Below are 13166 nucleotides of genomic sequence, written 5' to 3'. Positions count from 1 at the left end.
CATGTTATAAGCCTCCAGGATTTCCTACACAGACAATTTCCACCCCCTTAATCCCCCGCCAGCGGGGGACAGGCTTGCCATGTCTCTTGCAGCTTTCATGCCCTTGTGGGTTTGATCCTGATGCATTCCCGGTTTTTTGTGAATTTTGCCATGCTTTAATGAAACGTACATTAGTGCCAACCCTGTCAGGGTTGTTTTACCCCGACCACATAAACGGTTACAAAAAACCGGGAATGCTTCCGTTTGAACTTAAAGACGTACATTAAAATAGAAAAATATCCGTTCTTCATCATAAACAACCGATCTCATGGGCTTTATTTCAAGCCCGGCATTCATACGCCGTTTATTGTCCCATCCGAAAGCAAGTGACGGCTCTGCAAAATCAACACTGTCGCTGTCAATGCCTTGCTTCATTACCATTTCATAAAAAAACTCCGGAGCGCCGGTGTAGTGTTCTTTTCCCAGATAATGGCGCCAGCTTAGGGCCGCAGAATACTTTTTATATGCGTTTGGCGACCAGTACTCGCTTACGTGGTCATCCACATCAAAGCCAAATATTCCCACGGATAATTTTAAAATCCTCGGATATACAAAAAATTTATACCCAACAGACACGTCATACTCAAAGCCATCGTTCCAGTCATTATACCAGTACTGTTTCCCCTGCGCATATACGTCAACACGTTTATCAATATCCCACATAATCCGCCCGCCGGTATAGTAGCGTGCCCTGTGATTGCTTAATGTGATAAAATTCTCAAGGACATCCTCTCTCCCTGTAAACACGGTAGCATCAAACAATTCGGCTATTTGATAATGTATGCCTGTTTCAAATTGAACCGTTTCTTTATTGTTTTCCGTATAGGTGGACAATTCACCGTTTAAATATATCATAACGCCATTCCGGAAATCTTTGTTCCCCTTAAGCCAAAGATGATCTGCCGTAGATCCGGTATGGTCCAAAAAATTGAATGTGGTATGTCCAAGACCCAACGAAACGTCTGTTGCCTCCATTATCCGTGCCGGCTTGTAATTCGCATCTGTTCTGAACCGTGTTATTTCAAAATTCCCGAACGTATCGCCTGTTCCATCCTGATGGATGTACGTAATTTTTAATCCGGCTGATTGTTTTCTGCGCCATTTCTCTGAATCCGCTGCAAATAGCGCCCGGTTATGTCCCGGTTCATAAACAAGCAGTTTTCTGTACGTATCTTCCGATTTCCGGCTCAAATTGAGCTGCGAATATAATTGCCCCAGATCAAATACCAGCTCCGCATCTTCCGGGTGACGCTCCACTAATTTTTCATAATAAGAAACCGCCGTTCGCTTTCGCCTTAACCAGTTATTTTTCTTTGCCTGCCATTCCCAATAGAGTTCATGATTATCGGGAAAATCTTCGCAGAGTTTTTCATATGCCTCGTTTGCCTCTTCAAGCATCAGCGCCCAGCCGTAAACCCTCGCAATCTCATGACGCACCGCAAGGTCTCCCTGACGTATTTCTCCATATTTTTCATACCACTGCAATCCTTCTACAAACTGCTTCGTCCAGCTATACAATCGCGCCAGCCATTTCACCGTCCGGTAATCGTTTGGGTCAAGCTCATACAGCGCCAAATGCTGTTCTATTGCCGGTGCGTATTCACGATGCGAAGCAAGATGTTTTGCATATTCATAGCGAATGCCCGTATCCTCAGGATACTGTTCTATTGCTTTAAGGTACTGATTCTTTACAAATGCATAACACTTCCCCATTAACCCTTTTTCAAAATATCCCATTCTTGACAAAGTCAGGCGGAAGATGGAAACCTCCTCCTGACGTTCTGTAAGATAGCGCTTTATTTCATTATCAGCAAAAACTTCATCGCCATTCATTAATCGCTCAATAATAACCAATGTTTTCATTGTGACCGTAGCGGCGCTATCTTCAGGGAGCTGCGACAGCTTTGTATTAAAAAATAATACTTCATCCTTTTGCAATCGAATCATACTCTCGAAATAACGGGGGACGTCTTTCGGCGGCAAACGCAGCATTTGAATTTCATCAAATAATTCGGTTGCCTTTTTTATATTGCCATAGTCCAGCATACATTCCACCATCCCCATTTTATACCGCTCATTGTTCTCTTCTTCATAGAGTCCTGTATAAATGTCGAAAGATTGCTGGTAATTGCCCGCTTTATATTCCGCCCTTGCCAATTGCTGCAGGACGTCTTTGTTTTTATAGTTTGACAATTCACCGGCGATTCTCCATGCTTCAAGAATATGCATTGACAAAATCTTTGTCTGGTCATACAGCGTTTCATCACCGAGGAGCTGTGGTCGTACCATAGCGACGTCTTTTGAATACTCTGATAGTTGTTTGCCCAGTGCCAGTATCGATTCATCGCGATCAGTTAACTGTTTACTTGCATTTTTGAGCAAGACCCTGAGAATCGCCGCGCCGTAATCTTCCGGCAGCATAGTGGATAATAGTTCAATCTCTTTTTCCGCATCTTTGTACTGCCCGATTCTTATCCGGGAGAGAATAGAAAGGGTCAGTATTTTTGCCCTGTCAATTATGTCCTCTTCCGGCGGTTTTTCTAAATAGAGCGCCGCTTTTTCCAAAAGCTGTTCATCTTTTTCCAATCCGTAATAACTCTCTAATTCCACCGTTTCTGCCCGATTTCCTTCTTCTTTTGATACGTCAATTGTTTGCAGGATGGACAAAGACGCTTCATAATTTTTTAACAGGGCGAAGATTTCCGCCCTTGTGAGTTCAATATTTAGTTGCGCCTCCGGATCGGTTTGAAACTGTCCGATTACTTCAAACCCCTTTTCCGGCATTTCCGAGTAAAAATAGTTTAACGCCAACTGTTCCGCCAGGTGAATATCTTTCTTCCTGGTCGCCAATACTTTTTCCAGTAAATGTGTCGCTTCCTCCAGTTTCCCCAATGACATATATTTATCAACTATTGCTGACAAAGACTTGCTCCAGTCCTTTGCATTTGCATCCATTTCATCCCACACCGCCAGCGCTTTTTCAATATTCCCCAATGCAAGAAAGGCATCCACAAAAAAGGGGCGGTCATCATCCGTCATTTCAATCTTTTCGATACCTTGCGGTAAAATGTCCGACAATAATAACCAGTTTTTTGACCATGTTACCGTCTTCAGGTATCCCAGCCAGGCCTTGCCTTCTTCCGGAAACTGTTCTGTTAATTGCTGATATTTTTCTATTGCCTTCTCATAGTTTTTCGACCACGCCTCTATATCTGCACCGAGCAATAATAATTCGAGGGTATTTTTATCATTTGGCACTCCAGCCAGAATGGTCCTCATCTCGTCATAATTCTTTCTTTGCAGAAGAATATTTAGTTTCAACATCAGGAAATCAGCATTAAACGGGTCGGTGTACAGCACCTTATTGCACACTTCGAGGGCTTTGTCAAAATATTCTATTTTTGCCAGAACGCCTGCAATCTCTTTTAACTTAAATCTTTCTGCCACTAATTTATCAAAAATAGAGAGCGCCTCGTCTTTCCTGTCCTGTTCGATATAGCAATATGCAGTGCCAAGATATGCTTCGTTGGCGGTTTCAGTAAATGAAGCGGCAAATTGGAAAAATTCAATTGCCATGTCAAAATTGCCCGCGTGGTAACTTCTCCATGCCTTGCCAATATAATAGTCTCCTTCGTACGTCTGAAAGAATTCCTCAGATGCTTCATCGCTTTCGAGCAATTTCTCTTCCACATCAGAAAGATCCACCCTTCCCGTACCAACCTGCTTCTTCCTCATAATCTCCAAAGATTGTTCATCACCCTTCCTCTTTATTTCAAGCGAAGGAGATGCCTCCAGAATAACCTTTCTGTCCTTTAAGGAGACAATGCCCAAAGACGCCTTTGGGTAGCCGTTTTTTTTAATCGACTCCACATAGGGCAATAAATCATCCTGTCTGGTGGAGTACCCTGCGCAAATAACGTAGATATGATCCCGCTGTTCTAACCACACAGGAAAGGGTACCATGCGTGAAACACGCATGGTATGTTGTTTTGCATCTTCCACTTCTGCAAAACTCGCCGCTTCAACGGTAAATATGTCCGCCTGTTTTGCCATGACGTTGCCGTCTAAGAACCATTGCATAGCGACTAAATCGTGAGGTGCATTGTTAGCCAATAGGTACTTATTTATCCCGGTAAACAGCGCAGGTGTCTCGTTACACCCTTTTTCAAAAATATTTTCAGGGCGATGATAATTATCTGCCCAGTTGGTTTGTACAGAGGCAACGCCATTAAGGGCTAAAATAAGCAGAAAGAAACCGCAATACACTGCTAATAACCGTAAGGAATGCTTTATTCGTGGTGGCTGGAGTTTCCTCCCGTCGTACCTGATATGATGTTTTTTCATGCCTGCAATAATTATTTTCTTTTTTGTATAATCAAAGGCGTTTGGCTCGAAAATAAGACTACAAAAGATAGTTTAAGCACAGGTACCGCAATATGATATGGCTATAAAACCATTTTCATCGTTTCTGGGTGTTGCAAATGAAACATGATGACTGATGACTTATTTTGTCATTACAAGCGGAAGCGGATTAGAAATCCGAGGCTCTATCCATCATACCAAAACCACATGCTTGTCATTACAAGGGTATCAGCTTGTCATTGCGAGGGCTTTTTCCGAAGCAATCTCATAGACCGTCATAGAGATCCTTCCATCCTGCATTCATTCCATTAATTAATGCTATTTTTTTAGCCCTTGAGCCACCCTTAATTTGCTTCTCCCGTGATATGGCGTTTCTTACGTCACGAAATATCTCGTAGTATACTGATTGCTTCGGAAAAGACCCTCGCAATGACAAGTGGAGACCCTCGCAATGACAAGCCGATACCCTAGCAATGACAAGCTGATACCTTTTGGATGGCCCTATACATTTGAACCGGTACAGAAACAGAAATGCCAGATGTTTCCAACTCGAAAGTAAGACTACAAAAAATAGCTTAGGAATTGTCCATAAATAAATCATATAACTGTGGATTCTTCTTATCCGAATGCACTGGAAAATAGCGCACGGCAAATTACTTTGCAATCAAAACTTGTAGGAGTTATTTATGGGCAGGTACTTAAGTACAGATACTACAACACGATATGGTTATAAAACCATTTTCATCGTTTCTGGGTGTTGCAAATGAAACATGATGACTGGTTTTATAATAATAAACACACCTCTAAATCCCCTCTTGATAGATGGGACTTCTCATTTTTCCCTCTAAAAAGAGGGATGGCAGCGTAGCTGACCTATCTGCGTGTAACGCACAGGCAGGCGGGGTGTGTTTTAAGCGGCCGGGTTACCAGGAATTTCCCAAATCGGATTTCTTTGACTATACATGCGTTCACGCCAAAACATACAAATGCATCGCCGTTACTATTTGTTATTGCCGGTTTTTGAAAAGAGTTTTTCTTTCAAATCAAGTGCAATATCCGGGTATTTTTTGGCAACGTTATTTTTTTCTCCAGGGTCGTTTTTCAGGTCATACAGCTCATATGTATCCACATTATTGCCATTTTTGGCAATCAACTTCCATCTCTCCGTCCTTATGCAGCGCAATCTGATATTTCGCAATACTTCGGTGCTTTGATATCCGCCCATAATGGTTTCACAATAGACTATCGATGATTCCCCGCCTTGATCCTTTTCCATTAACGGCAACAGTGAACGTCCCTCTGATGCATTTGTGCTTGCAATACCAAGCATATCAAGAATTGTGGGCATAATATCAATCTGTTGCACGTTTGCGCCGATGCGTTTGTATGTTATTTTTTTCGGCCACAAAATGATGAGCGGTATTCGTATTATTTCATCGTACAGCTTTGCGTTTAACGAAGTCGATGCATGGCCAACAAACCCATGTTCAAACAACTCTTCCCCATGGTCGGAAGTGATGATAATTATTGTATTTTCGTACAATTCCCATTCCTTCAGTTTCGCGGCCAGTATCCCTATAGAATCGTCCAATGGCGGTAACTGGCTATCATACAAAGCAACCGCAAGGCTTTTCTCCTCATCGGTAAAAACAACGGCATCATGCTTGATAACCGACTTCGTTTTTATCAGTGAAACCCCTTCGGATTCGTGCTCAGGTTTCATACCATTAGCTTCAGCAATTTCCTTGCGATAAGAATCCGGGGGATTATAGGGCAAATGCAGTCCGTGATAATGATACCATATAAAAAACGGTTGATCTTTGTAGGCATGTAATAATTTCAACAAATCCCCGACTTCTTTTCCCTCGAATTGCCCTTTTTCCACCGCATCAAAACCCAGGTTCCGGTAATTGGGGATATCAACAAACCTTGGCAGCACGGGCACGGCATATCCGTTTTCCCTGAGAATTTCAGGCAATGTCACTACCTTTGTATCCAGCGAATCTCCCCGGGCTTCCACCTTATGGGTAAACGGATATAAGGAAGTGAATATCGAAATCATCCCGGGCGTAGTCCATGCCGACTGGCTAAATGCATTGATAAACAGCGCCCCTTCTTTTGCAAGGGAATCAATATTCGGAGTCAGGTTTTTAGAATATCCGTAACATCCAAGATGATCAGGCCGGCAGGCGTCAATGGTAAAAAGCAGAATATTAGGTCTATGTTCCATTGCATATGCTTTATTGCAACCGAAATATACTATTACAAATAATGTATAAACAAAACATATTTGTATAGTAGTTTTAATTGTATCATTTAACAAAGGGAACGGTCCGTCAAAATGGAAATCCAACATTGCCTCAGAGAATTAGAGAGAATTAGGGACACACCCCATATTACTTGCTTGATTTGGTGAGAAAATAAGGGATGTGTCCATGCATTTACCACATGGCACAGGCACATTCCCAATCTGGAGCATGGGAACGAGAGAATCTGCAGAATTAAGTATGGTGTCTCCAAAATTAGCCCAAATGGTTTGAGGTAGGGATTAAAAAGAATTGCCGCTAAGTAGTATAATTTTTTTCCGTTCACAAAACTTAAACAACTCAAGCTCGATGCAGTATACTCAACAAAAGCAAGCACCTGTGAAATCCATCGTTTCAATCTCTTCTTATCAGTCCCGAAGCTTTTGCCTCACGAGAGGGCTGGTTCTCAGACTCATTTCTCAAGGCTTTCGCTGGATCTAAAGGCGATCATCGTCCCGTAGATGCCCACGAGTCCGGAAAAATATGATTGTTGTATCGCCCACCAGATGGCCTGCGGAACGCCGTGGTTAGAAGAAAAATCATGAAAAACAACAGTTCCTCCATGTTTCAGAAACGGCATCCACGTCGTAATGTCTTTTCTTGTTGCATCTTCCGAATGGTCGCCGTCAATAAACAAAAGGTCTATTGAATGGAGTGGTTCCCGAAACGACTTTACAGCCTCCAGAGAATCGGCAGCAATCGATTCGACCTTCGATAATAGCTTAAAATGGGCAATATTTTTGTCAAATATTTCCTTCGTGTTGTTTATTTTCAACCGGGACATTCTCTCTTGATACCTCATTCTGGCTGCAGGGTCGCTTGCCTGCCCTTTGAAGTTGTCAATGGCATATAATTTTGCATCCTCACCTTTTAGCCCCGACGCCAGGAGACAGGACGACTCACCAATCCAACTGCCAATCTCAACAATTTTTGCATTTGCCTGGAGATAGTGCCACAGACGAAACAAGAAGGTGCGTTCGGGCAGTGAAGACAGTCCCAGTCCCTAGAAATATTCCGTTATCCGGTAAAAGTCATCCCAGGGATACCGGGGAAACGCTGTTTTTGTTTTAACAATATATTTATTAACTGTTTTTTTCCACTGGTGTTTCTTGATACCCAGCAATGATTTGAACCCCATAGTTTTCCCCTGTTATAAAATGCGCTACTACAAGTACGGGGCATTGTTACGCGCCAGTGCCGCATATTTTTTACTGCAAAACGCCAAGCCAGTCTTTTAGTAAAAATTGAATCCTTCCGATAAGCAGCGATAACCTCCCCATAACAGTGTATCCAAAAGATGCGCCGAAAGAAATCATAAGAAACCATATCCCTATTTTGGAGATTGTCCCAATCGAACCCTTATGTTCTACTGAAAAGATAAAATAAATAAGAACAGAAATAACCCCAAGCAGGATGAGTAATGTGTTAATGCTGGAGAATACGGTTTCTCCTCCGGAAAATACCGGGTGTAGGGAAGGTTTTATTTGTTCAAGGATGAAGGCGGAAATCACCCTTGGGATACTTACGCCCGCACCGAGTCCAACCACAAATGCAAATGTCCAACGGCTTAACCATGATAATCGCCTTGAAAATCTCAGGAGCATAAAGACTCCCAGCATAGATGGAATGATTAATGAATACTGCGGAGCCTTTTCCGCTGCGGCAGAAAACAACGGCACAATAAGCGGGTCATATAAATCGGGTTTTAAAAAATTATACCACGTTATGATTATGGTATAACCCAATGAGACGCCAACATAAAGATTTTCGGTAATCTTAAACGCAGGATTGTCCCGATAAAGGAAGCTGTATATTGCCAGGGTTATCCCCGCCCCTAAAATAATACCAAATCCATCTGAAGAGAAAGGCAGCTTTCCCGATGTCATTAATACAATATTTACAATGATAAACAGGATAATAGAGCCTACAAGGATATAATAATTAGAATCTTTACGCATGCCGTGCCTTTCCGGAGGCAAAATAAATAACATTTCCAAATATGACAAATAAAATGATTATTACGTGCACAACACTTTGCGGCCTCATTCCGCTCACCGCGTTTGCCTCTTTTCCTACCAACGCTTCATATTCTGCCGCACCTTTTAACCCCCCGAGCAATCCTACCAACTGCTTTGACTGGAGAAAAGGATACATATCAGGTCCCATTACGGCCGTACAGCCGGCGCCGAGTTCAAATTTATATTTTTCCTTTCCGTAAACAATCCAAAGTTCTATTGTTGTGCCGGCAGCAAGGTCAAACAATAATTCAATATCCCTCAACGACTCAACTTCCTGCAATATCGGTAAAGTAGAAGTATCATTCCCATAATAGTCCTTTGGAAAGGCGGAATATAAATTCTCTCCCATATTTATAATAAGTGATGCAGAACCGGGTTTAAAGCCGAGAAATACATAATCTTTACCGTTTACTTTCTGATACTGCTCCGCTACGGATACAATTGCCCGCTCTGCCAGACCCGGAGACCCAGGATAATGTGTCATCCCTATAACCTTTAAATTCCTTTGAAAACAGTGATGGAGAAAGGCAATTGCCATTGGTTGCAGTTCTTCCTTTGAAGAAGGGTCATAATCAAATGATATAAGAACATGCGACCCTTCAGGAAGGGATTCCACCTTGTTGTATACTCCCTGAACCGGTATTGAGGCGGGTATTGGCAGTTCAAATCGTAAAATAAGAGAGACAATGACTGCAACCGTAATAATTGCAAAAATGATACGGCGGTCGATATGCAATAATCTTTCCACTAATCCCCTCCGCCAAGATAAGACCGCTCGATGCCAAAAATTATCTTTATTGAAGTAGCAATAGCCCCAAAGCTTACCCCCAGCAGAATACCTCTTTTTGCGGCAAGGTTTGGAACTGCCATGATCCAATCGGCGACTGCCGGTATGTAATGAGAAATATAATTTCCGATGGGAACACGCCCCAGCATAACAACAATTGCTGCAATGAGCAGCACAGCAGACTCTCTTGTACGCGCACGAAAGGTTCTGTATGCAGCAGAAGCAATAAAAAATGCCAGAATGGAAAAAATTGTCGCCCCGGCAGGCACCTGCACATAATAGTATATCCAATCCAGCATCGTCCCATCCTGTTTATTATGCCAGAAAAATTTTCCTCCATTCAGGAGTCCGAATGTAATAGTAATTGCTGCCCCAAAAAAGACAAAGACACTGTATCCCCACCCTTCGACTTTTCTCCTGATCCTTGCCCAATGCAGATGGAATAAGCTGTATGCGCCAATAAACACGGCAAAACCGGCGATAATCCTGTCCCATCGTGTTACAACTTCAAGCAGATTTTGCGAGAGTTTGTGGGGGACGTAATATTGTATTGCCATAAGTACGCCCATAACAAAGGCAATGATAAGTGGAATTGTTCGTTTTAAAAGATTCATAAATAATTGCCTGCTAAAACAAAAGCCGTTCTAAAAAATTACGTTTATTTGTAACAAATAGGTTCTATTGCCTGGTATTTTTATTACTAACAGCCATTGCCCTTTTGCTGATTTCCTCTATTGATGATTCTTCATCCATGCCTTGACGCCATTTTGTATAATCAAATAGTTTTCTTTGAATAAGAGAAATAAAACGATCCGCTTCAACATCACCAAGAGATTCTGTAAGTGCCTTTATTCCCTTTATCCGTATTTCAGTGTCGGTAATCATAATAAAACATCCTTTATAAAACCCAGACTGGCATAGCCAAAACCAAACAAGCACGAGATAAAAAATACAAAATACAAAGCACGAAGCACGAAATACGAAACAAATTCCAAAATACAAAATCCCAATGAAAAAAAACGTAAACAAAAATGCTCGTTCCCAAGCTCCGGCTTGGGAACGCAATGGTATTGGAAGCTCTCGCTTCCATTTAGCAAGAATTATTCGGCTCAAAATAGGACTCCAAATATCTTGATAACATACTGAAAAGTACAAGCTGACATGGGCCCATTATCTTTTCCATTCGAAGCTGGAGCTTCTCAAAACAATCCCGTTTCCAAGCCGGAGCTTGGGAACGAGCGTTTTTTTTCATAGAACGAAAGTGTTACAATACTTTAGTTCTATGAAACCGTAGGGGCGAAGCATTTGCGAGAACGTGCATACATGCGTTTATGCTCAAACATGCAAATGCTTCATCTCTACACACTATGCGGCAAACACTGCTATTATTGGAATTTTTCAAAAAACCAAAATATTATGAAATTTGTAGCACTTTAGTTTTTTGAAAAATGTATTACATATAAGCTCCGTAGGAGCAGCCTGTTTGTAGCAAAATAGAATATTATAAAAGATCGTAGAGACAGGTTTTGAAACCTGTCTCTGCAATTAGGAGCGACCTGTCTCTTGTAAATCCATATTAAACAGGTCTGCCTGAATACGGACAGGCCGCTCCTACGGAGCTATTTACCTTATTGAATTTTATTGCGCTACAAACAGACCGCCCCTGACGGGGCTACATGGTATTTTTTCTATAACGGGAATTTTTCAAAAGACTAAAGTGTTACTAAAATTTATATAATTGTTTTTGATCAAGCAATCCTGATCAAAAAGCCTCAAACAAATGCGTAATAAACGTAAGCCCGAAACTGGCAAGCGCAGTACCTATGAGTAATATAATAATGAGAAGCCCTTTCCCTACATCCTGCGCCCTGAGCGTACCCATAAGCATTGGTTCCCTTGATAAATAAGCGCTTGCAGCGTAAAGTTCTTCTCCTATCAATGTATAGTCACACGTAGTGATAAAAAACGGCAACTGCGTATATGCGTCAGTGCCGGCAATTTGTATTGCCCCTGTGGATGCGCCTGTTTCGGCTAAAAGCAAAGCCTCTGCGTAGAAGTATCCCATAAAAAAATTGGCTGCAGGCCTTTCGCGCGTCATGATACCGCTCACTGCTGCCACATAAGGAAATTGTTCAGCGGCAACGAGGAATACGTTATCCTGATTGTAAGCATCAGGCCTTCCTGCTTCAAGATAAGATTCCTTTACCACTTCCTGACTAACGGACATGACGATCGGGTCACTATTCACCACTTTGAGGGTAGCATCGTAGTCAGCAATTTTGCGGGCAATCCTGCCCAGAATATTGGTGGACGCAATCGTTGATATTGTACCCATTGGCGTCAAGCCATGCACAAAAAGCACCGGTTTACCCATTTCCGTGGCGCGTCCCAGGGCTTCATCAACCGCATCAAGCCCTCCTATCTTCCTCAAAAACATGTCGGGATTCCGTCTGGCATGCAGGATGAAATAGAGGACAATGGCGGAAAAAACAATCATAATAGCAAAATTATTGATCTTTTTCATGTCCAGCCAGTTTCCGCGTGGCGTGGCGAAAGCAATGCTTTCTGAAAAAACCTTTTCCTCCCCTGAAATTACAGCAAGTTTAAAATAAAAATGCTGCCTTTTTCCCAAGGTCTCCTCGTTAAAAACCTTTCGCGGATTTATCTGCACATAGTGATAATTCCCGTTGTCTTCCTTGTAGCCATAAATTTCAGGTACACCTTTTCGATAACAAGTATTTGATTGAATATGCAACGCTTCCCTTTCAAAGGAACCATTTTTTTCTTTATCCGCATAAATTACATAAAAAACATCTGCACAGTCGCTGGGAGAAGCTTCCCATGTGAGTGACACCGTCTCTCCGGCGTCGTTTGGTGTGTCAAAGGCTGAAAACTCTTTTGGAGGAATGAGAAATGAAGGCAACTCCGCATACAGTTCTATAGCGGAAAAAAATGTTGTCAGGCAAATAACTATAAAAACGGAGAGAATATTTTTAATGGTATCTTTCAAGACAGGAAAAGACATACGATAAATGATAGAAAAAAAGAGGCAATCCCGTAGGTTATCAACTGTAATTGTTGTTCCGGCAGAAGAGTGACACTGAAAATTCCCTGCTTTGCCGGGCATTACAAGCTAAGCTGGCATAACCAGAACCAAACAATCACGAAATACGAAACAAATTCAAATGACAAAAAAACCAACGCTACAAACTTTACGGAAACCTCATCTAATCAATGTCTTACGATTATGCATTTTGAAAAACTAGCATTAAAAACAAGAAGTTGATGGATACTAGTACAGATTCCACGCTAGTTTTGTGACTAGCAAGCCACAGCGGTTTCATTATAATTTATGGTAGTTAAAATACAATAGGAAAAAACAAACAGGCATTTGGCAACTTATACACACAGATTCCTTTCGAATTTCAAATCATTTTGTCATTAGAATTTGTTTCGTGTTTTACAATTATCGGAGTTCATAATTAAATATTTTGCCAAAAAAACAAAAAAATATTGATAATGTAACATTACTTTGTTAAAAACCACTGAAACCGTTCATAAAGTGATATATTTTGTATGCCTTTGCGTTCGGCATCCTACTTATTGTATGGTATTAATCAAGGATTTTTCAAAGCATAAATCCTTTTAAATAGA

General features: G+C 41.6%; 11 protein-coding genes. All 11 read right to left on the bottom strand.

Annotated features, from left to right (window positions below; all coding sequences use genetic code 11):
• Positions 1 to 24: 24 nt before the first annotated feature.
• A complete protein-coding gene (locus tag M5U24_RS06180; protein ID WP_164995193.1) occupies positions 25 to 171 on the bottom strand; it encodes a hypothetical protein in 147 nt (48 codons plus the stop codon).
• Positions 172 to 249: 78 nt separating this feature from the next.
• A complete protein-coding gene (locus tag M5U24_RS06175) occupies positions 250 to 4383 on the bottom strand; it encodes a tetratricopeptide repeat protein (protein ID WP_164995192.1) in 4134 nt (1377 codons plus the stop codon).
• A 283-nt stretch (positions 4384 to 4666) separates the two neighbouring features.
• On the bottom strand, positions 4667 to 4837 hold the full coding sequence (locus tag M5U24_RS06170) for a hypothetical protein (RefSeq protein ID WP_169702845.1): 171 nt from the start codon (positions 4835 to 4837) through the stop codon (positions 4667 to 4669).
• 564 nt (positions 4838 to 5401) lie between these two features.
• Positions 5402 to 6631: a sulfatase gene (locus M5U24_RS06165; RefSeq protein WP_169702846.1), complete on the bottom strand. Its 1230-nt coding sequence runs from the start codon at positions 6629 to 6631 to the stop codon at positions 5402 to 5404.
• Positions 6632 to 7119: 488 nt separating this feature from the next.
• The gene (locus tag M5U24_RS06160) at positions 7120 to 7674 is read right to left on the bottom strand and encodes a class I SAM-dependent methyltransferase (RefSeq protein ID WP_157820329.1); all 555 of its coding nucleotides are present in this window, start codon (positions 7672 to 7674) and stop codon (positions 7120 to 7122) included.
• A gap of 36 nt (positions 7675 to 7710) precedes the next feature.
• Complete coding sequence (locus M5U24_RS06155; RefSeq protein ID WP_261341077.1) at positions 7711 to 7845, bottom strand: hypothetical protein; 135 nt, start codon at positions 7843 to 7845, stop codon at positions 7711 to 7713.
• 70 nt (positions 7846 to 7915) lie between these two features.
• Entirely contained in the window at positions 7916 to 8665 is a 750-nt protein-coding gene (locus M5U24_RS06150) for a hypothetical protein (protein ID WP_099323917.1), read from the bottom strand.
• Positions 8658 to 9473: a hypothetical protein gene (locus M5U24_RS06145; protein WP_099323916.1), complete on the bottom strand. Its 816-nt coding sequence runs from the start codon at positions 9471 to 9473 to the stop codon at positions 8658 to 8660. Before M5U24_RS06145 ends, M5U24_RS06150 begins: the two co-directional genes overlap by 8 nt.
• Positions 9473 to 10126 carry a hypothetical protein gene (locus tag M5U24_RS06140; RefSeq protein WP_099323915.1) on the bottom strand — a complete coding sequence of 218 codons (654 nt, stop codon included), beginning with the start codon at positions 10124 to 10126 and terminating at the stop codon, positions 9473 to 9475. Before M5U24_RS06140 ends, M5U24_RS06145 begins: the two co-directional genes overlap by 1 nt.
• 64 nt (positions 10127 to 10190) lie before the next feature.
• The gene (locus M5U24_RS06135; RefSeq protein WP_099323914.1) at positions 10191 to 10397 is read right to left on the bottom strand and encodes a hypothetical protein; all 207 of its coding nucleotides are present in this window, start codon (positions 10395 to 10397) and stop codon (positions 10191 to 10193) included.
• Between the two features lie 877 nt (positions 10398 to 11274).
• Positions 11275 to 12639: a DUF6754 domain-containing protein gene (locus M5U24_RS06130; RefSeq protein WP_099323913.1), complete on the bottom strand. Its 1365-nt coding sequence runs from the start codon at positions 12637 to 12639 to the stop codon at positions 11275 to 11277.
• Positions 12640 to 13166 lie beyond the last annotated feature (527 nt).

Origin of the sequence: Candidatus Kuenenia sp. (assembly GCF_027493735.1) — a bacterium.
In the GTDB taxonomy this organism is placed as follows: domain Bacteria; phylum Planctomycetota; class Brocadiia; order Brocadiales; family Brocadiaceae; genus Kuenenia; species Kuenenia stuttgartiensis_A.
This window is presented reverse-complemented; position numbering and strand designations above follow the sequence as displayed.